Genomic DNA, 24805 nt, shown 5'->3' with positions numbered 1-24805 from the left:
TGAATGCCGTCCCGTAAAGATCTTGCCAACGCCATCCGCGCACTCAGCATGGATGCGGTCCAGAAGGCCAAATCCGGCCACCCCGGTGCCCCCATGGGCATGGCAGATATTGCCGAAGTGCTCTGGAACGATTACCTGAGCCATAACCCGACCGACCCGCACTGGGCCAACCGGGACCGCTTCGTTCTGTCCAACGGCCACGGCTCCATGCTGCAGTACTCCCTGCTGCACCTGAGCGGCTACGATCTTTCCATCGACGACCTGAAGAACTTCCGCCAACTGCACAGCAAGACGCCGGGGCACCCGGAATACGGCTACACGCCGGGCGTTGAAACCACCACGGGTCCGCTGGGCCAGGGTATTGCCAACGCGGTCGGTTTCGCTGTTGCGGAAAAGGCGCTGGCCGCCCAGTTCAACCGTGACGGTCACAACATCGTCGATCACTACACCTACGCGTTTCTGGGCGACGGCTGCCTGATGGAAGGCATCTCCCATGAAGTCTGCTCGCTGGCCGGTACGCTGGGTCTGGGCAAGCTGATCATGTTCTACGACGACAACGGCATTTCCATCGACGGTGAAGTGGACGGCTGGTTCACCGACGACACGCCCAAGCGTTTCAATGCCTACGGCTGGCATGTGATTCCGGACGTCGATGGCCACAACGCGGAAGAAGTCCGCCGCGCCATCGAAGACGCTCGCGCCAACACCGATCAGCCCACGCTGATCTGCTGCAAGACCATCATCGGTTTCGGCGCACCCAACAAGCAGGGCACCGAGAGCTGCCACGGCGCCGCTCTGGGTGAAGACGAAATCGTCGCCACCCGTGAGAACCTGGGCTGGAACCACCCGGCGTTCGAGATCCCGGACGACATCTACGCCGCCTGGGACGCTCGCGAAAAGGGCGCCGCAGCCCAGAAGAGCTGGAACGAAACCTTCGCCGCCTACAAGAGCGCGCACCCGGAGCTGGCCGCCGAATTCGAACGCCGCGTGAAAGGTGATCTGCCGGCGGACTTCTCCGAGAAAGCGGACGCCTACATCAACGAGCTGCAGGCCAAGGGCGAAACCGTTGCCAGCCGTAAAGCTTCCCAGAACACGTTGAACGCGTTCGGCCCGATGTTGCCGGAACTGCTGGGCGGCTCCGCCGACCTGGCCGGTTCCAACCTGACCATCTGGAACGGCAGCAAAGGCATCAACAAGGAAGACGCCAGCGGCAACTACCTTTATTACGGGGTGCGCGAGTTTGGCATGGCCGCCATCATGAACGGCATCGCCCTGCACGGCGGTTTTGTTCCTTACGGCGCGACCTTCCTGATCTTCATGGAATACTGTCGCAATGCCGTGCGCATGGCGGCGCTGATGAAGCAGCGTTCCATCTTCGTGTTCACCCACGACTCCATCGGTCTGGGCGAAGACGGCCCGACCCACCAGCCGATTGAACAACTGGCCACCCTGCGGGTGACCCCGAACATGCACGTCTGGCGTCCGGCCGATGCGGTCGAATCCGCGGTGGCCTGGAAAGCCGCGCTGGAGCGCAACGATGGCCCGTCCTCGCTGGTCTTCTCCCGCCAGGGGCTGCCGCATCAGGATCGTACGGCGGCGCAGCTGGCGGATATCGCCAAGGGTGCCTACGTCCTGTCCGACAGTGACGGCACGCCGGACCTGATCCTGATCGCCACCGGCTCTGAAGTCGGCCTGGCCCAGGACGCCGCGGCGCAACTGCGTGAGCAGGGCCAGAAAGTCCGCGTTGTGTCCATGCCGTCCGCCGAAGTGTTCGAAGCCCAGGATGCCAAGTACAAGCAGCAGGTACTGCCGCTGGATGTCACCAACCGTATCGCCATCGAGGCGGCGGCTGAGGACTACTGGTACAAGTACGTCGGCCTGGACGGTCGCATCGTCGGCATGAGCAGCTTTGGCGAGTCCGCACCGGCCGGTGACCTGTTCAAGTTCTTCGGCTTCACGGTCGACAACGTGGTTGCCGTGGCCCAGGACCTGCTGGATAACTAAGTCGTCACGATTCAGTTAAAAATCATCGTTACGATTCAAGTAAAATACAGTCGTTGGGTTGCCCTTCGACTGTATTTTTTCATCCGGGAGACGCCACTACGTCATGGCATATCGTCTGGCAATTAATGGCTACGGCCGCATCGGCCAGTGTGTTCTGCGGGCCCTTTATGAAAACGGCTATCGTGATGCGCTGCAGGTGGTCGCCATTAATGAACTGTCCGATCTCGAAACCATTGCCCACCTGACCCGCTACGACTCGACCCACGGCCGATTCCGCGGGGACGTTACCAGCAACGGGACCGGCCTGGTGGTCAACGGCGACGAGATCCAGGTCCTGCGGGCCAGCCAGCCCGCGGAGTTGCCCTGGTCGTCATTGGATGTGGATCTGGTGCTGGAATGCACCGGTGCGTTCAGTGATCGCGCGACAGCCCAGCATCACCTGGACGCCGGCGCGCCGCGATTGCTGTTTTCCCAACCTGCGGAACCCGACGTGGACCGCACGGTGGTGTATGGCATCAACGAGCAGGATCTGACCTCGGACGACCGCATTGTCTCCAACGCCTCCTGCACGACCAATTGCGTGGTGCCGGTGATCAAGGCGCTGGATGACGCGTTCGGAGTGGAGCAGGGGGCCATCACCACCATCCACGCGGCCATGAACGACCAGCCGGTGATTGATGCCTACCACCACAATGACCTGCGGCGCACCCGCAGTGCCCTGCACAACATCGTGCCGGTGGATACCGGTCTGGCGCGCGGCATTGAGCGCTTGCTGCCCAAGATGAAAGACCGCTTCAGTGCGGTGGCGATGCGGGTACCGACCCTGAATGTGTCCGCTATCGACATGACTGTGAACGTCTCCGAAAACACCGATGTGGCGACCGTCAACCGGATCATCCGGGAGGCCGCAAAAGGCTCGCTGGACGGCATTGTTGGCTACACCGACGAGCCCCTGGCCAGTGCCGATTTCAACCATGATCCGCGCTCTGTCATCGTCGACGGCGGCCAGACCCGGGTCAGTGGCGGTCGCATGGTGAAGGTTCTGTGCTGGTTCGATAACGAATGGGGTTTTGCCAACCGCATGCTGGATGTCAGCCGCAGCTGGCTGTCCCGATTCGTCGAATCCCGATAACCACTAAAAACGTTTTGACGCCTTTATCAACGCTTTGAAAAAAGGAAAGTTTCATGACGATCAAGAAAATGACCGAGCTGGATCTCGCCGGAAAACGCGTCCTGATCCGTGAAGACCTGAACGTCCCGGTCAAAGACGGCAAGGTGAGCAGCGATGCCCGTATCCGCGCGTCCCTGCCGACCATCAAGGCGGCGCTGGAAGCCGGTGCCAAAGTCATGCTGATGTCCCACCTGGGGCGGCCGGAAGAAGGCGTCTATGACGAGGCGTCGTCCATGAAGCCGGTCGCGGAGCATCTGGGCACCCTGCTGGGTCAGCCGGTGCGCCTGATCAAGGACTACCTGGACGGCGTTGAGGTTGCGGACGGCGAAGTGGTCCTGTTCGAGAACGTTCGCTTCAATAAGGGCGAAAAGAAAGACGACGAGGCTCTGTCGAAACAGTATGCCGCGCTTTGCGACGTCTACGTGATGGACGCGTTCGGTACCGCGCACCGCGCCCAGGCGTCCACCCACGGTGTGGCGAAATTCGCACCCGAAGCCTGTGCCGGCCCGCTGCTGGCGGCGGAGCTTGAAGCTTTGACCAAGGCGCTGGAAACGCCGAAGTCGCCGGTGGTGGCGATTGTCGGGGGCTCCAAGGTCTCCACCAAACTGGACGTGCTCAACGCCCTGTCCAAAATCTGCGACCAGATCATCGTCGGCGGCGGCATTGCCAATACCTTCCTGGCGGCGGCCGGTCATCCGGTGGGCAAATCCCTGTGTGAGCACGACCTGATCGACACCGCCAAGGACATCGCCAGCCGCGTGAAGATCCCGCTGCCGGAAGACGTGGTGGTTGCCGGCGAGTTTGCCGAGGACGCTGAGGCCATCACCAAGTCCATCGACGAGGTGGGTGAAGGCGACATGATCCTGGACGTCGGCCCGAAAACGGCAGCGCACTTTGCGGAGCTGCTGAAGTCCGCCAACACGATTCTATGGAATGGCCCGGTCGGTGTCTTCGAATTCGACCAGTTCGGTGAGGGCACCAAGGCCCTGGCCAACGCCATTGCCCAGAGCGACGCCTTCTCACTGGCCGGCGGTGGCGACACCGTGGCGGCCGTTGACAAGTACGGCGTGAGTGACAAGATTTCCTATATATCGACGGGCGGTGGCGCCTTCCTGGAGTTCGTGGAAGGCAAGACATTGCCCGCCGTCGCGGTACTGGAAGAGCGCGGCGCGTAATCCGAATCCATTTTTCGAGGAGATTTATCCAATGGCCCTGATTTCAATGCGCCAGCTTTTGGACCACGCCGCCGAGTACGGCTATGGCGTGCCGGCTTTCAACGTGAACAACCTGGAACAGATGCGCGCCATCATGGAAGCGGCGGACAAGACCGATTCCCCGGTCATCGTCCAGGCCTCTGCCGGTGCACGCAAGTACGCCGGTGCACCGTTCCTGCGCCACCTGATCCTGGCGGCGGTGGAAGAGTTCCCGCACATCCCGGTGGTCATGCACCAGGACCACGGCACCAGCCCGTCCGTGTGCCAGCGCTCCATCCAACTGGGCTTCAGCTCCGTGATGATGGACGGCTCCCTCGGTGAAGATGGAAAGACCCCGACCGACTACGAGTACAACGTCGACGTCACCCGTCGTACCGTGGAAATGGCCCACGCCTGTGGCGTGTCCGTGGAAGGCGAGCTGGGTTGCCTGGGCTCCCTGGAAACCGGTCAGGCCGGCGAGGAAGACGGCATCGGCGCGGAAGGCACCCTGGATCACAGCCAGATGCTGACCGATCCGGAAGAAGCCGCGGACTTCGTCAAGAAAACCCACGTGGACGCCCTGGCCATCGCCATCGGCACCAGCCACGGCGCCTACAAGTTCACCCGTCCGCCCACCGGTGACATCCTGGCGATCGACCAGATCAAGAAGATCCACGCCCGCATCCCGGACACGCACCTGGTCATGCACGGCTCCAGCTCCGTGCCCCAGGACTGGCTGCAGATCATCAATGAGTTCGGCGGCGAGATCCCGGAAACCTACGGTGTGCCGGTTGAGGAAATCGTCGAAGGTATCAAGCACGGCGTGCGCAAGGTCAACATCGACACCGACCTGCGTCTGGCGTCCACCGGTGCGATCCGTCGCTTCCTGGCCCAGAACACCGCCGAGTTCGATCCGCGCAAATACCTGAAGGAATCCGTGAAGGCCATGAGCGAAATCTGCATGGCCCGCTACGAAGCCTTCGGCACTGCCGGCAACGCCAGCAAGATCAAGGCGATCAACCTGGAAGAGATGTTCGGGCGCTACGAGCGCGGTGAGCTGGATCCGAAGGTGAATTGATCCTCCCGTTGCGATGACTGAAAGCCCCGGGCGCTTCACGGCCCCGGGGCTTTTTCTTTGCTGATTCATTGACCCGCATCAATCCCGCCCCCTATGCGTACAAATCCTCTTGCGCCGATACTTGTATTCCGCTGATTCGGAACAATTATTGATCAATAAACAAATCGACTACGCTTGCATGAGGTAAGCGCAGACTCATCCGGAGGGTGCGAATCCAGTATGGAATTCAAGGACTACTACGCGACATTGGGCGTCAAAGAAGACGCGTCGCCCGATGAGATCAAGAAGGCCTACCGCAAGCTGGCGCGCAAGTATCATCCCGACATCAGCAAAGAGGACAAGGCCGAGGACAAGTTCAAGGACGTCGGCGAAGCCTACGAGGTGCTGAAGGATCCGGAGAAGCGCGAGGAATACGACCAGCTGCGCAAATACGGCGCCGGGCGCGGCGATCATTTCGAACCGCCGCCCGGCTGGCAGAGCTCGTCCCGCTTTGGCGGTGGCGGTTACACCGAAGCCGATGCCGGCCAGTTCAGCGATTTCTTTGAGTCCATCTTTGGCGGCGGCGGTCGTCATAGCGGCTTTGGCGGATTCCGCCAGAACGTGCGCATGCGCGGCGAGGACGTTCATGCCAGGCTGGCCCTGTTCCTTGAAGAGGCCTACAACGGCTGCGAAAAGCAGGTGAGCTTCGACGTCACTGAGGCCGACAAGCAGGGTATGCCGTTGCGACGAAACAAGACCCTGAAGGTGAAGATCCCGGCCGGCATGTCACAGGGGCAGCACATTCGCCTGAAAGGCCAGGGGGCACCGGGATTTGGCGGCGGCGAGCCGGGCGACCTGTTCATTGAGGTGGAGCTGGCACCCCATCCGGTGTTTACCGTCGAAGGGCGTGATTTGATCATGAAGCTGCCGGTGACGCCCTGGGAGGCGGCGCTGGGAGCGGAGGTCACGGTGCCGACACTCGGCGGCAAGGTGAAGGTCAAAGTGCCCAAGGGCGCCACCGCGGGTAAGAAGCTGCGTCTGAAAGGCAAGGGGCTGCCCGGCAAGACGGCCGGCGACCAGATCGTGGTGCTGCAGATCGCCGTGCCGCACAAGCACACCGACGACAGCGAAGCCCTCTACAAGCAACTGGCTGAGGCGGAGAAGGGATTCAATCCCCGCGCCCATCTGAAAGTGTAACGGAGCATCGATTGTGAAGACCGAAACAAGCTATCAGGTGGAAATACTCGACCAGCGCACCCGGTTTACGCTGCGGGAAGTATGCGAGCGCAGCGATGTGCATGCGGAGTTTGTGGTGAAACTGGTGAACTACGGGGTGATTGCGCCCATCGACGAAGGTCCGGCCAGCACCTGGGCGTTCGATGCCATGGCGCTGGCCCGCCTGCGCAAGGCCCAACGCTTGCAACGGGACCTGAAACTGAACGTGCCGGGCCTGGCCATGTCCCTGGATCTGCTGGACGATGTCGAGCAGCTGCGCCGGGAGGTGGCCCGACTGAACCAGCAGCTGCGTCAGTTTATGGAAGACTGACCCATCAGGCGCTGAAGTACCGGGCGCTGAGCTGCGTCATGGCGTCCCGGTATTCGCCGCGGAGACGACCAACCAGTTCTTCGACCGTCAGCACATCGTGAATGGCACTCACGCCCTGGCCGGCAGACCAGACCGTTTTCCAGGCCTTGGCCTCGTCATCCACGGGCTTGAGCTTCTCGCCGTAATCGATGGCGCCGGGCTGGTTGAGCTTGTCCATGGGATAACCGGCCGCTTCCAGGCTCTGGCGCATGAAGTTGGCGGGAATGCCGGAGACCGCCGGCGTGTGGATGATGTCGCCGGAAACCGCCTCCAGAATCATTTCCTGATAGGCCTGATCCGCCCGGGATTCCCGGGTATTGATAAAGCGGGTGCCCATGTAGCCCAGATCGGCGCCCATGGCCTGGGCGGCCAGCAGATCTTCACCGCGCGACAGGCAACCGGCCAGCAGGATAGTGCCGTTGAACACATCCCGGATTTCCTTGACCAGAACCATTGGGTTGGTGGTCCCGGCATGGCCACCCGCTCCTGCGGATACCGCGATAATGCCATCGACACCGGCCTCGGCGGCTTTCCTGGCATGCTTCTGGTTGGTGACGTCGTGGAACACCAGCCCGCCGTAACTGTGTACCGTGTCCACCACATGGCTGGCGGCACCGAGGGAGGTAATCACGATCGGTACCCGATGCTGCTTGCACAGGGCCAGGTCGGCTTCCCAGCGTGGGTTGGTGCGGTGCACGATCAGGTTCACGGCATAAGGGGCGACGATGCGGTTGGGCTCGGCCTCACGCAGCTCTGACAGCGTGTTGTTCATCTGAATCAACCAATCCTCGAAGCCCTCGCTGGACCGTTGGTTGAGGGCCGGGAAGCTGCCCACGATGCCCTGGCGGCAGCATGCCAGTGCCAGCTCCGGTCCGGAGATGAGGAACATGGGCGCGGCGATCAAGGGCAGGCTGAGCTGATCTTTCAGCGTGGCAGGTATGGGCACGGGGCGATCCTCTTATTATGCTTGTGGCGCAGGTCAGAAGGGGACGTTACTCCAACCTGTGCCGGTCGTCTATTGTAGCGGATAGCCGGTGGTGTAAGCTGGTTTCCAGCGGAAGACACGAGATAGGAACCCGAAAAGGAGACAAGAAAAATGGGTGAGGCAAAACGGCGTCAGGCCGCAGGGAAGCGCAGTCCTGTTTCAGAGCGCAAGCACCATCGCACGCTGTTGTTTGGCGGGGCTGTCGCCGTTGGCGTTCTCGTCCTGATGGCGTTGCTGTGGTGGGTCACGCAACCACCGGGGGCGGGCTCTGACGAGCTGCCCGTGGCGACCAGCAATCGACCTTTCCCATCCACGTACGATTCGGTTGGCGTCTCCATGGGTGCAGCCGATGCGCCCATTGTCGTGCGCGAATTTGCCGATTACCAGTGTCCGGCCTGCGCCCGCTTTGCACCGGCCTCGGAGAAGCTTCGCGACACCTACGTGAAAGAGGGCAAGGTGCGCCTGGTGTTCTTCGACCTGCCTCTGCGCCAGCACAAGAACGCCATGCCTGCCGCCCTGGCTGCCCGCTGTGCTGCCGACCAACAGGCGTTCTGGCCAATGCAGGACAAACTCTATGACGGCCAGTCCGACTGGGAGGGCCTGTCCGATCCGGTGCCCGCCTTCGTCCGCTTTGCCGATGAGCTGGGGCTCGACAGCCGTCGCTTGTCCCGCTGCATCGAAACCGACCTGCATCGGGATGTGATCAACCAGAGCGTCGGCGTCTCCCAGAAAATGAAAGTGGCCAGCACACCGACCGTCTACGTGAACAACATCCGCCTGACCCGCCCGGGCTGGGCGCAGCTGGATGCGGTGATTAAGCGGGAATTGGGCCAGGAGAACACTCAGTAGTCCCCGCAGCCGCCTTCTCTGATGGGCATGGATTGGTTAGAATTCGCCCTCTGTTAACCCATGCTCCGGATTTACGGTCCGGCCCGCAGGAGAAGAAAATGAACGATGTTATTGTCTGCGCGTTGTATAAATTCACCGCGCTGGAAGATTATGAGCGTCTGCGCGATCCCCTGCTGACGCTGCTCAATACCCACGATGTTCGCGGCACCCTGCTGCTGGCCCGCGAAGGCATCAATGGCACCATCGCCGGTTCCCGCGCCGGTATCGATGCGGTCAAAGACTGGCTGGCTGAAGACAACCGCTTCGATGGCGTCGACTTCAAGGAATCCTTCGTCGATATCCAACCCTTTAAACGCACCAAGGTGAAGCTCAAGAAAGAGATCGTCACCATGGGCGTGGAGGATGTCGATCCCCGCCGTACCGTCGGTACCTACGTCGACCCCAAGGAATGGAATGCGCTGATTTCCGACCCAGAGGTCGTGCTGGTCGACACCCGCAACCAGTACGAAGTGGAAGTCGGCACCTTCCGCAATGCCGTCAACCCGGCCACCGACACCTTCCGGGAATTCCCGGAATACGTGGCCCAGAACCTGGACCCGCAGAAACACCGCAAGGTTGCCATGTTCTGCACCGGTGGTATCCGCTGCGAAAAGTCCACCGCGTTCCTGAAGGAGCAGGGCTTCGATGAGGTCTATCACCTCAAGGGAGGCATCCTGAAGTATCTGGAAGACGTACCTGAAGAGGACAGCCTCTGGGAAGGCGAATGTTTTGTGTTTGATGATCGGGTGACCGTCAACCACAAACTCGAGCGGGGCGGCTACGATCAGTGCCACGCCTGCCGACGTCCCATTACCGATGCGGACAAGGACCGGCCCGAGTACGAGCAGGGCGTTAGCTGCCACCAGTGCATTGACGACCTGACGCCCGAGCAGCGCGCCCGGTTCGCCGAACGCGAGAAGCAGATCCGGCTGGCCCGTCAACGTGGCGAGTCCCACGTGGGTGGTGAAGCCGCCGCCGTGATTGCCGAACGCAAGGCCGCCAAGCGTGCGGAGCGTGCCCGTCAGGCCGAGCAGAGCCGTCAGGGTGAGCAGGGCTGATCTGCCCTGATTGTGTGCCTGTCTCGACTATCGACTTTTCCTGGCTGTCCCCCATCGTGTTTCATAGGCACGTTTGGTGCATAACCATCAAGTACGATGAAAGGTGACGAAAGGAGTTGGCATGCGAGTGAGTAAACAGGTTCTTCTGGCGACGGTCGTGGCGTCAGCATCGCCCATCGCCCTGGCAGAGGACGCCGGAGTACCCTGGAAAGGTGAGGGTGAAGTAGGCGTTCTCATCACCGAGGGCAACAGTAAGTCCACCAATATCAACGCCCGACTTGCCCTCAAGCACGAAGTGGAGAAGTGGCGTAATACCATGGAGTTGCGCTCGGTCTATGCAGAAGCCGAGGACGATGAGACCGGGGAGGACGAAACCACGTCCGAGAAATACAACGCCCAGGCTGAAACCAACTACAAGTTTGATGAGCGGCAGTTCTGGTTCCTGCGGGGCGCCTACGAGGATGACCGTTTTTCCGGCTACGATTTCCAATCCTCTGCCAGTACCGGTTACGGTAACCGGGTCTGGGAGCAGGGTGAAAAGTCGTTTCTGGAGCTCAAGGCCGGTGCCGGTTATCGCTATAACCAGCTCCAGGAGCCGGACGAAAACGGTGATGATTCCGAAAAAGGGACGATCCTGCGCTTCGCTGGAGCCTTCAACTACGCGCTGTCTGAAAACGCCCTGTTTATCCAGGAGCTGAGCACGGAAGTGGGTGTCCAGGACGGCAAGGCCACGTCGGAATCTCTAACCGCACTGCAGGCGAATGTCGTCGGCAACCTGTCCATGAAACTCGGTTATCGCGTCAAGCACGAGTCCGAAGTGCCGCCGGGTACCGAGAAAACCGATACCGAAATCTCTCTCGCCCTCCTGTACGGCTTCTGATCACCGTCTAGATGGTGTTCCTCAGGCCCAGCTCCTCCGGGTAAGGCGCCATGTATTCCTGCCGGTCCAGGTATTCCCCGGGCTGGCGGCGATGGGCCATACGCAGTAACGACATGGGCACGATCAGTGGGACCTCCGAACGCTGGTAAGCGTTGATCTGCTCGCTGATCTCGGCCCGGTCACTGGCGCTTAACGTATCCCGCAGGAAGCCCATCATGTGCTGCATGACGTTGGCGTGGGCGCCCCGGCTGATGTGCTTTTTCATCGTGCTCATGAACAGCTCGATGTAACGGCCGGCCACCACGTCCACAGGTTCCTGCTTCTGGTTGGCAATCAGCCGGCCGAGTTCCCGATAGGATGGCTCGCAATGGGCCATCAGCTGGAACTTGTGGCGGGTGTGGAACGCCACCAGGCCAGCCCGGGTAAAGCCTTCGAACTCCATTCGTTTCCAGTCGTCGTAGGCAAAGACCCGCTCGATGAAGTTTTCCCGCAGGTGGCTGTCGTGCAGTCGGCCTTCTTCTTCCACGGGAAGCAGGGGATAGGCGTCCATCAGCGCCTGGGCAAACAGGCCGCGGCCGTCCCGGTGAATCGTGCGGCCCTTGTCGTTGTGTACCTTGATGCGCTCCATGCCGCAGCTGGGCGATTTGGCCATCAGGATATAGCCACGAAGATCGTCCAGGCCGGGCAGGGCGCTCCCGATCCAGTCCTGCATGGCATCCGTGTGGTCTTCGGTCCCCTTCGACTCGATCAGACGAACGGCATCGCCGTCCTGGCGCAATTGAATGGCGGGGCGGGGCACGCCCAGGCCGGCTTCCAGTTCCGGGCAGAGCGGTCGGTAGTCAAAGTAGCGGGCCAGTACGCCGGTGCAGAAGCGCGAGTGCTTGTGACCGCCGTCGTGACGGACGTTTTTGCCCAGCAGGCAGGTACTGATACCGACGGGAATTTTGCTCATGATGTGCCAGCCCCTTTCAACGATTGCGTATGGAGAACTGATACGTGGTCCGGCCTGCAGCCGATCAGCGGCCTTTGCGTTTGTGGTAGTCGGCCAGCACCGTGGCGTAGATCCCTTCCACGTCGTAGGCGAAGTGATCGATGGAATAGTCCCGGGCGAAGGCCAGGGCATTCTCGGACAGGCGTTGGTGCAGTTCCGGATCATCCATCAGGTGCTGCACCGCGCGGCGCCATTTCTCGCGATTGCGGGGCGTCTTGAAGCCGTTGCAGTCATCCCGGACCACATCGTCGATGCCGCTGGAGCGCACCGCGACCACCGGCATCGCCGCGGCCATGGCTTCCAGGATGACCATGCCCTGGGTTTCCGAGACGGACGCGAACAGGAACGTATCACCCAGTTGATAGTAGGTGGGCATGTCGTCCGGTGGCACAGCGCCCACGAGAATGAAGGTGTCGGAAAGCTTCAGGTCGTCGATCTTCTGCTGCAGGCGCTGGCGCTCATGGCCGTCACCGATCATCAGGAACCGGAACGGGCGCTCACTCTTCGCCCTCAGGCTGGCGATCGCCTCGATCATGAAATCGATGTTCTTCTCGGTGGACAGGCGCGAGACGCTGACAAACACGTGTTCGTCGTCGTGAATCTCAAGTTTCCGACGCAGACTGGCGACGTCTTCATCAGATACCTGCTGGAAGCGCTCGAACTCGATCCCGGTGGGTTGCACGAAGGCGAGGGATTTCACGCCGATCATGCGCAGGTATTCCTCCGCTGAATAGGTCGGCACGATCACCCCGTCACACTTGTTGGCGAAGCGTTTGATCAGCGCGTGGGAAATCAGGTTCCGGAAGATCTTGCCGGGCAGCGGCACGAAGTGGGCGTAGTGCTCCAGCCGCGTGTGGTAGGTGTAGACCGCCGGCACCTTCAGGCGCCGCGCCATCCACAGGCCCAACGAGCCCAGCCAGAAGGGGTGGTGCAGGTGAATCAGGTCGGGCTTGAAGGCGCGCACTTCCCGGCGGATCCGACCCAGGAAGATGTTCGCCAGCCGGAACTCGCTCTGGGCCCCCATGCTCACCAGCGATGGTACTCGTAGTACGTGGTCTTCATCCGGTTTCTGGTCGCGGTAGCTGGGCGCGACAATGCGCACCGGGTGTTTCAGCGCTTCCAGCCCCCGGCGCAGGCGTTCGATCGACAGGGGCACGCCACCGATGAACGGCAGGTAGTTGTTGGTGAACATGACGATGCGCAGGTGTTTCTCGCGCCAGGGGGACGGATCCAGGTCGAAGTCCGGGTAGTAGTCCCGGTCCACGAAAATCAGCGAGTAGAGCTTGATGGTGATCAGCCCCAGGATGCACAGGAACAGGATGAAATTGACGTAGCCCACATAGAACAGCGAGTGGATAAAGAACCACAGGCTTTCCAGCTGTTTGAAGATCGGGTGCTGGCCGATGTCCAGCCGTTCCAGCGTGGTGTTGATGCCGTCCGGTGACACGTCCACACGAACGAAGTGATAAAAGCTGGTGTCGTTATTCAGCACCAGCCCGCCGGCACCGCCGGTGATGATGTAGCGGGTTGGGCCATGACGCTGCTCGGAATACAGCGGCAGGTTGGCGGAGAATACGGCGTCCACATCATATTGCCGGAAGCGCTTGACCAACCCGTCACGGAACGGCTTGTTCTGCAGGTATTCGTCCTCGTCGTCGAACAGCGTGTCCTGGTTGGTCTTTTGCAGCGGCTCACCGATGAACACGAAACGGTGCTGGCTTTTATCCTGCTTGAACAGGTCATCCAGCCAGCGCAGCTGCCAGCGCCAGGAGGTCTTGCCCGTGGCGTCGAGGAACACGAACAGGCTGTTGCCGGTGTGGAGCGAGTAGAAATAGGGGCCGAAGTGTTCGTAGAAGCGGAAGCTGCCGAAGTTGCTGAATTCGTTGTCGCCGAAGGTCAGAAGGTAGGGTACGTGGAGCCGGCTGAGGGTGCGGAAAATGGCTCGGTATTTGTCTTCACCGCCGCTGCTCACGGCGTTGCCCGCGGAGATCACGAAGTCCACGTCGGCGTCGTTCAGCATCGGGATGATCTTGCGCTCGAACACCCCCACCGAATTGTTGATGTTGCCCACCACCGCAAAGCTGTAGGCGTCCTGGCCGTCCAGGGACTGGTGCAGCCGGTCGATCTGGTCAGTGTGGACGGCTTCGTAGTTGGGCTCGAAAAAGTCCAGATAGACCTTGTAGCCGACCACCAGAATGACGGTCAACAGGCAGAGGTAGAACAGCGCCTTGAGCGGTTTACGTTGGATCATCCCCGGTCCTTGTGAGCGCGGCATCCGCCTCCCGACGCTGGCGGCGTCCGGCAGACAGTTCCACCTGCATCAGGATCAGTCCGATGATCATGCCCAGGTAGATCGTCAGGAACCGCCAGGCAATGGTCACCAGCACCAGGTGGCCCGGACTGAGCAGCGTTCTGAAAAAGGTACCGAAAACCCCCTCGGAAATGCCAGAGGCGCCGGGGGTCGGGGCAAAATACATCACGAATGTGGTCACGAACAGCAGGCCCAGGACCGTCAGGTAATCCACATCGTACCCTAGCGTCAGCATCAGCAGGGCGGGAAATGAAAACAGGCTGATCAGGAACGTCAGGGTGAACAGCACCGACAGCGCAATATAGTGGCGTGGCCCCCTGAGATAGACCTTGAACGCCCGGGAGAAACGGGTCATCTCCCGCTTCATATGGAACTGCCAGCGCTTGTGCCGGCGCGGGCCGATCAGGTGCGCCCGTCGCAGGCCCTGCAGTACCTGTGTCAGCAGCAGGATCAGCCAGCGGGTGCGCCAGAGTACCACCGCAAAAAAGCCCAGGTATAAGGCAATAAACACCGCCAGCAACTCGGAAACCCGGCCGATGATGGCGCGGCCCTGCAGCGCATCGAGCCAGAGCAGGCAGGCCGGCGTGACCGTAAAGATGAAGGCGATCGCCAGCACCGTCCGGATGGTCGTCGCCGCGGTGGCCGTCCCCAGCCGGACGCCGTGCCGTCGCAGGTACCAGATCTGCGCCACGCCGCCGCCGGTGGCCATGGGGGTGACGTTGGAGAAAAAGATATTGATGAAAACCAGCCGCACCATGTGCCGGAACGGAATCGTGTGCCCCAGGGCCCGCAGCGTGTAGTAGAGCCGAAGACCATCCGACAGCCAATAAACCAGCAGCAGAAGGAGCGCCCCGACCAGGAACCAGGGATTGAGCAGCCGCTCGTCGAACTGGAAATTGCGCTCGGCGAACTGGGAATAGATGGTCCAGGTTCCGGCTATGCTGAAAAGAAGAAACAGCAGTGTGAAGCCGGCCAGACGCCATCCGGAACCTTCGGGTTGTTGTCGGGACTCGGCCATGATGGCTCTCTGTGTGGGTGCAGCGGAAGTGTACTGCGAGAGCAGGGGGCGCTGGCAAGTCTCTGAGACATCGAGAAATGTAGCGCGTGGGCCGGATTCGGGCGGGAATGTCCGGCGTGCGCCATCACGAAACCCCGGCCGGTGCGGATCCGCCGATGGAGCCTGAGCCGGGATGGCGCTGACAATCAGCAGGTTACAAAACTGTCAGGCGCAACAGGCCGGCTTCTGGCGTCCCCCTTGCATAGGTCGCTTCGGGGCGGTGGGGAACCACCGTGGGAAACACCGATCATCAATGGATGAGATCACGTCCCGGCACCACGGCTTGGGGCGTTAATGAGGAGAAAGGCCATGTCACGGCTGGTTATCTTTACCGACCTCGACGGCACCCTGCTGGATCATCACACCTATACCGCAGAGCCGGCACGTCCGGCCTGGGAAGCGGCCGAGGCGGCCGGCGTTCCCTGCGTCTTCAACACCAGCAAGACCCGGGCGGAAGTCGAACAGCTGCAGGAAAAACTGGGCTTGCACGAACCCTTTATTGTCGAGAACGGCGCGGCCGTCTGGTTCCCGGGCGATACCGAGCTGCCGTTGCCACCCGACGCCCGGCCCACCGATGGCCTGTATTGCAAACTGTTGTCGATTCCCCGCACGGAGATTCTCGAGATCCTGGCGCCGCTGCGCCACCGCTTCCGGTTTCGTGGCCTGTCGGATATGGGCGTCAACGAGCTGATGGAGCGCACAGGGCTGGAGCGCCAGCAGGCCATCCTGGCGTCGCAGCGGGAGTTCAGCGAGCCGCTGGTGTGGATGGATACCGAAGATGCACTAAAAGAGTGCGCAGAGGCGTTGGACGCGCTCAATTTGCGCCTGGTGCGCGGCGGCCGTTTCCATCATGTGATTGGTGCCTGCGACAAAGGGCAGGCCATGAGTTGGCTGCTGGCGGTCTACCAGAACGCCTTCGGAGACGCCATAACCTCCATGGCGCTGGGGGATAGCGAGAATGATGTGGACATGCTGTCGGCCTCGGACATCCCGTTTCTGGTGCGCTCCCCGGTGCATGCACCACCAGAGATCCCGGATCGGCCCGAAGTGTGCATTACCTCTCACTGTGGCCCCGAAGGCTGGGCGGAAGCGGTGACTTCCGTACTGGCGCAGGAGGGCATTGGGAGCCTCTGATTCCCTCCTGAGCCGCCTCTGTAAATCCCTGAGGGCGCGCCCTGAAGGCCGCATCTGCGGCGTTGCAGCTCTTGCCAAGGGCTAGGGCCATTGGCGGCGAACTGCGCCTTGCAGCTACAGCCTTCAAAACGCGCAGAGGCAACTCACGAGAAAACCAGAGGCTCCAAACAGCGCCGGAAAAAAACATCAAGTAAGGCGCGCGACAAAGAGGATAAGGCTATGGGTGATTTCTACCAGAACGGCATTGTGACTACGCTGCACAACCTGTCACGTCGCCCACTGGAGGATCTGGAAGCGGAGCTGGTGAAGTTCTCGAAGGTGCGGCCGATGGCGCTGATCCTTCCCTGTCTCTACTCGGAACTGGAAACCGAGGCCATGCCCCGGATCCTCGAACACCTCAAGCAGGTGCCCTATCTGAGCGAGATCGTGATCGGCCTGGACCGGGCGAATGAAGAGCAGTACCACCACGCGCTGGAATTCTTCTCGGCCCTGCCGCAACGCCACAGGGTTCTTTGGAATGACGGCCCAAGACTGCGCCAGATCGACAAGGAGCTCAAGGGCGAGGAGCTGGCACCCAACGAACCGGGCAAAGGGCGCAACGTCTGGTTCTGCATGGGGTACGTGCTGGCGTCCGGCCGCGCGGAATCCATTGCGCTGCATGACTGCGATATCGTTACCTACGACCGGGAACTGCTGGCACGCCTGATCTACCCGGTCGCCAACCCCAATTTCAACTACGAATTCTGCAAGGGCTTCTACGCCCGGGTGGCCGAGGGCAAGCTCAACGGCCGGGTCAGCCGGCTGCTGGTGACGCCGCTGCTGCGGGCCCTCAAGAAGGTACTCGGTAATCTCGACTATCTGGATTACCTGGACAGCTACCGGTATCCGTTGTCCGGCGAGTTTTCCTTCCGCAAGGACGTCATGACCGATATCCGCATTCCCAGCGACTGGGGCCTGGAAATCGGCGTGCTCAGCGAGATGAAACGCAACTACAGCACCAACCGCCTGTGCCAGGTGGACATCGCCGACTGCTACGACCACAAGCACCAGAACCTGTCGCCGGAAGACGACACCGGCGGCCTGTCCAAGATGTCCATCGACATCTCCAAGGCGATTTTCCGCAAGCTGGCCACCAACGGCATCGTGTTCAACCAGGAGTCTTTCCGGACCATCAAGGCGACCTATTTCCGCATCGCGCTGGATTTCGTGGAGACCTACCGCAACGACGCCGAGATCAACGGCCTCAAGTTCGACGTGCACCAGGAAGAGCAGGCGGTGGAGCTGTTTGCCCGCAACATCATGAAAGCCGGCGTTTACTTCCTGGAAAATCCCATGGAAGCCCCGTTTATCTCCTGCTGGAACCGGGTGGCCAGCGCCTTCCCCGGTGTAATGGACCAACTGCATGATGCCGTCGAGCAGGACCTGGAGGAGCATATTCCCAAGAGTCACGCTCGGCGCTCCTGAGGATGAGTGAGCATAAGGACGCACCCATGAACGACCCAGAGGCCCTACCTTCGCTGGAACAACGTGTTCAGGCCCACCTGCAGTGCCTCTATCCCGCCGAGGATATCGGGGCACTGGCGACCCGCTGCCTCGATGTATTCGGGGTGGCACCGGATGCCCCGACTCCCGGTCCCCATCGCAACAACTGGGGGCCGGGGACGGCCATGCTGATCACCTACGGGGACTCGGTGCGCCGGGATGAAGAAGCGCCGCTGCAGACCCTCACCCGATTCTGCCGGGCCCATTTCGCCGGCATGATCTCCACGGTCCACGTGCTGCCGTTTTTCCCCTACAGCTCGGACGACGGCTTCGCGGTGATGGACTACACCACGGTCAATCCGTCGCTCGGACAATGGGAGGATCTCACCGAACTGTCCCGCAGCTTCCAGGTGATGACGGATCTGGTGATCAACCATTGCTCCAGCCGCAGCCTCTGGTTCGAGAACTACAAGGCGGGCCGGGATCCGGGGAAACGCTACTTTGTCGAAGTGTCGCCGGACGAGGACCTGTCCGGCGTGGTCCGACCCCGAACCTCGCCATTACTGCGGGCGGTGGAAACCGTTGGCGGTGAGCGTCACGTGTGGTGCACGTTCAGCCACGACCAGGTGGACCTCGATTTCGCCAACCCGGATGTGCTGCTGGAATTCCTCGGCATCATCAAACTCTACATGGACCGCGGCATGCGCTGGTTCCGGCTGGATGCGGTGGCCTTCCTGTGGAAAACCATCGGTACCCCGTGCATCAACCTGCCGGAGACCCACGAGGTCATCCGACTGATCCGCCTGCTGGTGGAACACCGGGATCCGGACGCGGTGATCATCACCGAGACCAACATCCCCAACCAGGAGAACCTGACCTACTTCGGCAACGCCAACGAAGCCCACATGATCTACAACTTCTCGTTGCCGCCGCTGCTGCTGCACGCGATGCTCAGCGGCAACGCCCAGCATCTCAAGCACTGGCTGATGACCATGCCGCCGGCGCAGCAGGGCACCGCCTACCTCAACTTCATCGCCTCCCACGACGGCATCGGCCTGCGTCCGGTGGAAGGGCTGCTGACCGACGACGAGCGGGACCGGATGATCGACACCCTGGTCCAGTCCGGTGCCCGCATCACCGCGCGGACGGGTGCCTCCGGCGAAGTGCGGCCCTACGAGATCAACATCAGTCTGTGGAACGCCATGGCCCGGACCGAAACGTCCGGCGAGAACGACGGCCTGCAGTTCGCCCGCTTTATCTGCGCCCACGCCATCATGATGGCGCTGGAGGGCATGCCCGCGTTCTACATCCACAGCCTGCTGGCCACCGAGAACGACGAGGCCCGGGTGGAACACACCAGCCAGAACCGCTCCATCAACCGCCACGTGTGGGATGCGGACGAGTTGGACAAACTGCTGGACAGCGACACGCACCACCGGGATGTGTTCAAGGCCCTGCGCCGCCTGCTGGCCATTCGCACCCGCCAGGGCGCGTTCCACCCCAACGCCACCCAGTACACCCTGCACCTGGGCGATGGGCTGTTTGCCTTCTGGCGGCAGAGCATCGACCGCCGACAGAGTATATTCGCCATCCATAACATCAGCGGGCAGGAGCAGGTATTCAATCTATCGGAACTGAACCTGATCGTGACGGATCAGTGGAAGGATCTGGTGAGCGGGGTGTCGTTTGAGGACCGGATGAAGCCGGTGACGTTGGAGCCTTATCAGTTTATCTGGTTGAGTAATCGGGATTGAGGCGGGGCTCGAATTCAACGTCTTCCCCCTCACCCCCAACCCCTCTCCCTCCAGGGGCGAGGGGAGTTTACAGGCGAGGCTCAAGGCGTCTGTCTGTTAAGCCTCTCTCCCCTGGAGGGAGAGAGGTTTGGAGAGAGGGGGCGGCCAGCAGCTTGCCTAACGCCATCAATGCCCATAAACCATCATATTCGTATTGCTGATCACAAAATCCTCAAACTGAACGGTGCCGATACTGGTGCCGCCCACCTTGAACACGGGCATGTCGATGTCGGCGCGGAACTCCACATCGTGGATCGATAGTCCTTCGTGACCGCTGCTGCCGCTGGTGCCCTGGGACAGCTTGGCGGTGGCGCTGGCCATGCCGAAATGCCCGGCGGTGTCTTCCCCCCAGCGGTTATGGATCTGCAGGCCCTCGATGCTCACGCCGGCAAAGTTGAACAGCAGGATCACGTCGCCCACATCCCAGTCCAGGGAGCCGTCGGTGATCTCGAAGTGGGTGTCCAGCTGCAGCTCCGAATCTGACACCGTATCGCCGTTGGCCAGCGTGTGGGTCGCATCGCCGGCATTACGGATAACGATGTCCGTGGGGCCGAGATAGCCTTCCAGATGGATGTTGGAGAACATCGTCGTGCTGTCCACCGGGCCTTCGGCTTTCACCGAGCCGATATCCAGGGCGAAGTCCACCGAGTGCAGGTAATCGTCCAGGGAGGTCGGGTCGCCGCTGTCGACCGGGCCCAGGTGAATCACCGCATCGCCCGAATTGAACTGCTTGCCGAAGCTGCCGCCAACGGCGTACCTGGCGAGGGCGTCGGCTACATCCGGGTTGCTGGTGTCCAGCTGGCCCGCATTGGCGCGTCGGGCAATTTCGGAAAAGCCGTGTTCCAGCACCTCACCGTCGCCGGCCACATCCACGGTCAGCTTCATGTTGTCCATGGCGGAGCCGTCCATATCGGACAGCGACAGGTCGTAGATGCTCAGGGCGCCTTCGTCGATGTAGGAAAATCGATCCAGGTCGATGCGGGTGGCCAGTTCGATGGTCACCCCCGACTGGCCGGTCACCTGGCTCATGCTCTTGTCGTCGAGTGCTTCAATGTCAGCCAGCGTGCATGGCGAGATGACGAACAGGGGCAAGCACAGGGCTGTACGCTGCAGTCCGGTCATGATTCTTTCCTTGTCGCGGCGTCTTGTGCGCCGCGTTTTTATCGTTGTTGTCCGCGCCGTTCAGGCCGACGACGCGAAGGTTCCGTGTTGTTGTCTGCATTTGCGCCGGACTGCGGGCTCAGTGCAAATGACACAGAGTTACATTAAAGGGCAGGGTGTGTCGGGTCTGTGACCGGATTCACGTCCCGGGCACGGTTTGAGGATCGATGGGCACATAGCGGCTGATGATGCCGTCCAGCTCGCCGGATTGCCGCAGATCGAGCAGGGTCTGGTTGAAGGCCTGGATCAGGGGCGCCCACTGTGGAGCGAACATCAGGCGGTATTCCGTGACGTCCAGTTTCACCGGTTCGATGTGAAAGGCGTTTTCCCAACCATGCTGGCGGATCAGCCACTGGCCGGCGCGGGCGTTGGCGATGCCGCCGTCGAAATGGGCACCGGCGTTGAGCCGCTGCAGCATCTCCAGTGTATTCGGTACATCCACACGGCGAATCTCCCCGGCATCAACAAGGGGTTTAAGTATCGGATGGTGATACCCCAGGTTCGCCAACAGGGTATGGCCTTTGAGGTCGTTGATCGTGCGGGCATCGATAGGCGCGTTTCGGGCGCAGAAGATGACATCGTGGGCTTTCACGACGCCACCGGTAAACGCAAAACGGTCGGGATCCGGCGTCCACTCAATGGCTCGCATGGTGGCGTCAAGGCGACCGGTTAACAGGAAGTGGTTGACCCGCTTTGTCGGAATCTGGCGGGTTTCCAGGGTCAGGTTCTGGCGTTTGGCCAGTACCTGCATCACGTCCCACATGATGCCCGAGACCCGGCCGTCTGCATCAATGATGGTGTAAGGCGGGTAGCCGCCCGGCGCAATATTGAAGCGAATGACTGGCGGCAGTCCGTGCGCCTGCTCTGCCTGGTCCATGGCCTGAACGACGTTGATCCCGAGCATCCAGAAGCCGATGACAAACAGGAAGAGCTGGATCTTGATTCGGTAACGACTGCCGTGCATTAAAGCCCACATGTTGCCGGTTTAAGGGAGCCAGGTGTTTTACGTAGTGCCAACCGGGCCACAGGTCTAATATAGCTAACAGGGGAGGACGTAAGAGGCCCCGACGACAAAAGATTGCAAAATCTGATTCCACGGCCGTTGGCTACAGGGCATCCGGCCAGGGCCTGGGCGCGTATCAACCGCCAGGAGGAATCGCCATGAGCCTGAGATTATTTGCCGGCCATTACCCCGGGCGCGCTGTCTGGCTGGTCATCCTGATGGTCCTCATCACGGTCCCGGTCGCCGTACAGGCCGACGATACCGCCGCGCGCGAGGCGGTTGAGCGGGTCATCCGGGCGCAGCTGAAAGCGTTCTCCCGGGATGACGATGAAAAGGCCTTCAGCTTTGCCTCGCCGGCCATCCAGCGGGGATTCGAAAGCCCACAGGCCTTCGGCGACATGGTTCGTGAGCGCTATCCGGCCGTTTACAAGGCCACCACGGTGAGGTTTCGTGAGCAGGTGCCGCACGAGGGCTTTGTCGTGCAGCGGGTCCAGTTGCGAGGCCCCAACGGCCTGTACTGGGACGCCTATTACCGAATGGAACGGCAGGACGGCGGGTGGTGCATTGGCGGTGTCGTGCTGGAGCAAGTGGCCGGAGGCATCTGAGGGTGTAACTGCTCCGTATTGAGTGGCGTCCTACGTGGTCGCCGGCGTGTCCTGCTCCAGGGCCTGGCGAATCAACGCTTTCTGGTGTTCGGCAAACTGGACGATCTGTTTTTCCGCGGCATCGGTGTTCCGCGCCAGAACCGCCTGCGTGAGCCGGGCGAAGAACGCGGCCGTGCGATCCAGATCCTGACGGTAGCGATCGGCACAGAAATAGTAGGTGCGGCTGACCGCCGGTTTGAAGTTGGCCAGAGCCTCGGTCAAATAAGGGTTGCGCACCACTGCGCAACAGGCATCCATCACATCAAAACTCGCCTGGACCACCGCCAGGATGTTCGGCGGCTTGGCGTATAGCCGCGTGGTCGCCTGCTTGATGGCGGCCAGCAAACCATCCCGATCCCCTTCTTCCCAGCGCTCGCAGAGCCGCCGGGCCAGCATGATCAGCAGGTGCATATACACGTCATAGAGTTCGGCGGCGTGGCTGGCGTCCAGTAACGTCGCTGACGCGCCCTTGCGCGGCGTGATGTCCACCAGATGCCAGCGTTCCAGGGTATACAGCGCTTCCTTGACCGACGCCCGGCTGACGGCCAGGTCACTGGCGATGGTGGCTTCCTGGATGCGCTCGCCCGGCTGGATGTCGCCGGTCATCAGGCGTTCGGCCAGGTAGTTGGCGATCTGCTCGGCCAGCGTGTTGGGGGCCTGGAAATCCATAGACGTTGTGTTGCCCTTGAAGTGATAACGGCCGTCCCGGCAGAGCCGGGCGGAAGTCACCATCCTACCGTGCAGCGGGGCCAAAAGGCAGGCCCCTCGGGCCATGTGGTCTTGATCGACTAAATTTTGCCCGCTTCGTTTGACTATTGCTATATTGTCGGACAATATAGCAATCAAGGTTGAGCGACGATCACCCATCCCCGATTAGCAGTGAGCGTCGCTGGCCAACGGATTCCAACAACAAACCCGTCACCACACGGAAAGGGATCGCTCACGACAAAGCGGCCCCGACAAGCGAGGTAAAGACGTGAGTACACAACAAGCCACCCTGGAACAGTCACCCACCCGCCGGCGGCTCCTGTTGCGCCTGAAGAAATACAGCTTCGTGATTGCGCTGTTGCCCCTGGCGCTGCCCTTCCTGCTGCTGAGCGCAGGCGAAGCCACCGGCTGGATCAACCTGTTCGCCTGGGGCGTGCCGGTGGTCGTCTTCGGCATTATTCCGCTGCTGGACTTCATGCTGGGGCAGGATGCCCTGAATCCCGATGAACAGGCCGATGTCCCGCATATGAACAGCGAGGCGTTCTACCGTTTCCTCACCCTGGGCTGGGTGGTCGCGTTCGCCGCCATACTGGTCTGGGGCATGCAGGTGCTGGCCAGCGGCGTGTTCTCACCGGTTGGGATGATCGGTTGGACCGTCTCGATCGGTATTGTCGGTGGGCTGGGCATCAACGTGGCCCATGAGCTGATCCATAAGGACGCCCGACTGGAGACCTGGGCTGGCGGGCTGCTGCTGTCCCTGGTGAGCTACGCCGGCTTCAAGGTGGAGCATCTGCGGGGGCATCACGTGCACGTGTCCACGCCGGAAGACGCCTCCTCGTCACGCTACAACCAGTCGCTCTACCAGTTCCTGCCGCAGGCCTACGGTCGCAACTTCCTGAACGCCTGGCGGCTGGAAGCGAAGCGCCTGGAGCGCAAGGGGCATGCCTCGTTCAGTTGGCGCAACGAACTGATCTGGTGGTACGGCATCACGCTGCTGGCGCTGGTGGGTTTCACGGTGGCGTTCGGCTGGCTGGGCGCGGCCTTCTTTATCGGACAGAGCTTCATTGCTTTCACCCTGCTGGAAATCGTCAACTACCTGGAGCATTACGGTCTGCACCGTCGCAAGCTGGAGAACGGTCGCTACGAGCGCACCACGCCGGCCCATAGCTGGAATTCCAACTACTTCCTGACCAACGTGTTCCTGTTTCACCTGCAACGGCACAGCGACCATCACGCCTACGCCAAGCGCCGTTACCAGGTGCTGCGCCATCACGAGATTGCGCCGCAGTTGCCGGCCGGGTACGCCGCCATGGTGGTACTGGCGCTGTTCCCGCCGCTGTGGATGCGGATTATGAATCCGCGGGTGGAGGCGTATTACGAAGGGGAAGAGCACCAGTTGGCTTGAGCCGAGAGGGGCCGGTAGGTTGGGCTGACGCAGGAAGCCCAACATCGCAAGCCTGCAGCTAACGCCTGGTTGACGTGATTCGACGCGGTATCCAGCTTTTGTAGTCTTTCCAGAACGCCGGGGTATGATGATTTTGTCCGGCGAGGTTCATGTTGGGCTTCCTGCGTCAGCCCAACCTTGTATCTGTCCATGAACTTTGGCTAGCTACCAGAGTTCACCTGGAAGCCGGGTATATAGCGCCCAACCTGAGGGCATAGACCCTGCGTTGTAGATGTAACCCGGCTTCCTCTTTATC

The 24805-nt window shown here is 61.2% G+C and carries 21 protein-coding genes; 14 read left to right on the top strand and 7 right to left on the bottom strand.

The window, feature by feature from the left end; genetic code table 11:
• Positions 1-3 precede the first annotated feature (3 nt).
• From tkt to J3364_RS09405, 6 genes are all read left to right on the top strand, one after another.
• Complete coding sequence (tkt, locus tag J3364_RS09430) at positions 4-2004, top strand: transketolase (RefSeq protein ID WP_349558119.1); 2001 nt, start codon at positions 4-6, stop codon at positions 2002-2004.
• 103 nt (positions 2005-2107) lie between these two features.
• Positions 2108-3136, top strand: a complete 1029-nt coding sequence (gap, locus tag J3364_RS09425) for a type I glyceraldehyde-3-phosphate dehydrogenase (RefSeq protein WP_349558118.1) — start codon at positions 2108-2110, stop codon at positions 3134-3136.
• Positions 3137-3189: 53 nt separating this feature from the next.
• Positions 3190-4350: a phosphoglycerate kinase gene (locus J3364_RS09420; RefSeq protein ID WP_349558117.1), complete on the top strand. Its 1161-nt coding sequence runs from the start codon at positions 3190-3192 to the stop codon at positions 4348-4350.
• 31 nt (positions 4351-4381) lie between these two features.
• Positions 4382-5446, top strand: coding sequence for a class II fructose-bisphosphate aldolase (fba, locus tag J3364_RS09415; protein ID WP_123635070.1), 1065 nt, complete (start codon positions 4382-4384; stop codon positions 5444-5446).
• A 219-nt stretch (positions 5447-5665) separates the two neighbouring features.
• The gene (locus J3364_RS09410) at positions 5666-6622 is read left to right on the top strand and encodes a DnaJ C-terminal domain-containing protein (protein ID WP_349558116.1); all 957 of its coding nucleotides are present in this window, start codon (positions 5666-5668) and stop codon (positions 6620-6622) included.
• Between the two features lie 10 nt (positions 6623-6632).
• A complete protein-coding gene (locus tag J3364_RS09405; protein WP_123635072.1) occupies positions 6633-6971 on the top strand; it encodes a chaperone modulator CbpM in 339 nt (112 codons plus the stop codon).
• A gap of 4 nt (positions 6972-6975) precedes the next feature.
• On the opposite strand, the gene J3364_RS09400 is transcribed toward J3364_RS09405, so the two are convergent.
• Complete coding sequence (locus tag J3364_RS09400; RefSeq protein ID WP_349558115.1) at positions 6976-7956, bottom strand: NAD(P)H-dependent flavin oxidoreductase; 981 nt, start codon at positions 7954-7956, stop codon at positions 6976-6978.
• A 150-nt stretch (positions 7957-8106) separates the two neighbouring features.
• Here J3364_RS09400 and J3364_RS09395 point away from each other — a divergent pair, with 150 nt between their 5' ends.
• The 3 genes from J3364_RS09395 to J3364_RS09385 all read left to right on the top strand — a co-directional run bounded on the left by J3364_RS09395 (position 8107) and on the right by J3364_RS09385 (position 10821).
• Positions 8107-8844, top strand: a complete 738-nt coding sequence (locus J3364_RS09395; protein ID WP_349558114.1) for a DsbA family protein — start codon at positions 8107-8109, stop codon at positions 8842-8844.
• 98 nt (positions 8845-8942) lie between these two features.
• Positions 8943-9941: an oxygen-dependent tRNA uridine(34) hydroxylase TrhO gene (gene trhO / locus J3364_RS09390; protein WP_349558113.1), complete on the top strand. Its 999-nt coding sequence runs from the start codon at positions 8943-8945 to the stop codon at positions 9939-9941.
• A gap of 121 nt (positions 9942-10062) precedes the next feature.
• Positions 10063-10821, top strand: coding sequence for a DUF481 domain-containing protein (locus J3364_RS09385; RefSeq protein ID WP_349558112.1), 759 nt, complete (start codon positions 10063-10065; stop codon positions 10819-10821).
• Between the two features lie 7 nt (positions 10822-10828).
• Here J3364_RS09385 and J3364_RS09380 read toward each other — a convergent pair whose 3' ends face one another.
• From J3364_RS09380 to J3364_RS09370, 3 genes are all read right to left on the bottom strand, one after another.
• Positions 10829-11773 carry a YbgA family protein gene (locus tag J3364_RS09380; RefSeq protein WP_349558111.1) on the bottom strand — a complete coding sequence of 315 codons (945 nt, stop codon included), beginning with the start codon at positions 11771-11773 and terminating at the stop codon, positions 10829-10831.
• Between the two features lie 64 nt (positions 11774-11837).
• The gene (locus J3364_RS09375) at positions 11838-14063 is read right to left on the bottom strand and encodes a glycosyltransferase (protein WP_349558110.1); all 2226 of its coding nucleotides are present in this window, start codon (positions 14061-14063) and stop codon (positions 11838-11840) included.
• Positions 14050-15141 carry a lysylphosphatidylglycerol synthase transmembrane domain-containing protein gene (locus tag J3364_RS09370; RefSeq protein ID WP_349558109.1) on the bottom strand — a complete coding sequence of 364 codons (1092 nt, stop codon included), beginning with the start codon at positions 15139-15141 and terminating at the stop codon, positions 14050-14052. Before J3364_RS09370 ends, J3364_RS09375 begins: the two co-directional genes overlap by 14 nt.
• Before the next feature lie 348 nt (positions 15142-15489).
• Here J3364_RS09370 and J3364_RS09365 point away from each other — a divergent pair, with 348 nt between their 5' ends.
• The 3 genes from J3364_RS09365 to J3364_RS09355 all read left to right on the top strand — a co-directional run bounded on the left by J3364_RS09365 (position 15490) and on the right by J3364_RS09355 (position 19550).
• The gene (locus tag J3364_RS09365) at positions 15490-16314 is read left to right on the top strand and encodes an HAD-IIB family hydrolase (protein ID WP_349558108.1); all 825 of its coding nucleotides are present in this window, start codon (positions 15490-15492) and stop codon (positions 16312-16314) included.
• A gap of 219 nt (positions 16315-16533) precedes the next feature.
• Complete coding sequence (locus tag J3364_RS09360; RefSeq protein WP_349558107.1) at positions 16534-17778, top strand: glycosyltransferase family protein; 1245 nt, start codon at positions 16534-16536, stop codon at positions 17776-17778.
• 26 nt (positions 17779-17804) lie between these two features.
• The gene (locus J3364_RS09355) at positions 17805-19550 is read left to right on the top strand and encodes an alpha-amylase family glycosyl hydrolase (protein WP_349558106.1); all 1746 of its coding nucleotides are present in this window, start codon (positions 17805-17807) and stop codon (positions 19548-19550) included.
• Positions 19551-19715: 165 nt separating this feature from the next.
• Here J3364_RS09355 and J3364_RS09350 read toward each other — a convergent pair whose 3' ends face one another.
• Positions 19716-20711 carry a DUF6160 family protein gene (locus J3364_RS09350; RefSeq protein ID WP_349558105.1) on the bottom strand — a complete coding sequence of 332 codons (996 nt, stop codon included), beginning with the start codon at positions 20709-20711 and terminating at the stop codon, positions 19716-19718.
• A gap of 178 nt (positions 20712-20889) precedes the next feature.
• Positions 20890-21714, bottom strand: coding sequence for a substrate-binding periplasmic protein (locus tag J3364_RS09345; RefSeq protein ID WP_349558104.1), 825 nt, complete (start codon positions 21712-21714; stop codon positions 20890-20892).
• Between the two features lie 197 nt (positions 21715-21911).
• On the opposite strand from J3364_RS09345, the gene J3364_RS09340 reads away from it, so the two are divergent.
• On the top strand, positions 21912-22358 hold the full coding sequence (locus J3364_RS09340; protein ID WP_349558103.1) for a DUF4864 domain-containing protein: 447 nt from the start codon (positions 21912-21914) through the stop codon (positions 22356-22358).
• A 30-nt stretch (positions 22359-22388) separates the two neighbouring features.
• Here J3364_RS09340 and J3364_RS09335 read toward each other — a convergent pair whose 3' ends face one another.
• Entirely contained in the window at positions 22389-23066 is a 678-nt protein-coding gene (locus tag J3364_RS09335; protein WP_349558343.1) for a GntR family transcriptional regulator, read from the bottom strand.
• A 307-nt stretch (positions 23067-23373) separates the two neighbouring features.
• Between J3364_RS09335 and J3364_RS09330 the strand changes: the two genes are divergently transcribed.
• The gene (locus J3364_RS09330; RefSeq protein WP_349558102.1) at positions 23374-24510 is read left to right on the top strand and encodes an alkane 1-monooxygenase; all 1137 of its coding nucleotides are present in this window, start codon (positions 23374-23376) and stop codon (positions 24508-24510) included.
• Positions 24511-24805: the final 295 nt, after the last annotated feature.

Source organism: Marinobacter sp. NFXS9 (assembly GCF_040148665.1).
Lineage (GTDB): Bacteria > Pseudomonadota > Gammaproteobacteria > Pseudomonadales > Oleiphilaceae > Marinobacter_A > Marinobacter_A mangrovi.
The sequence above is the reverse complement of the archived record's forward strand: the minus strand, read 5'-3'. Positions and strand labels throughout refer to the sequence as shown.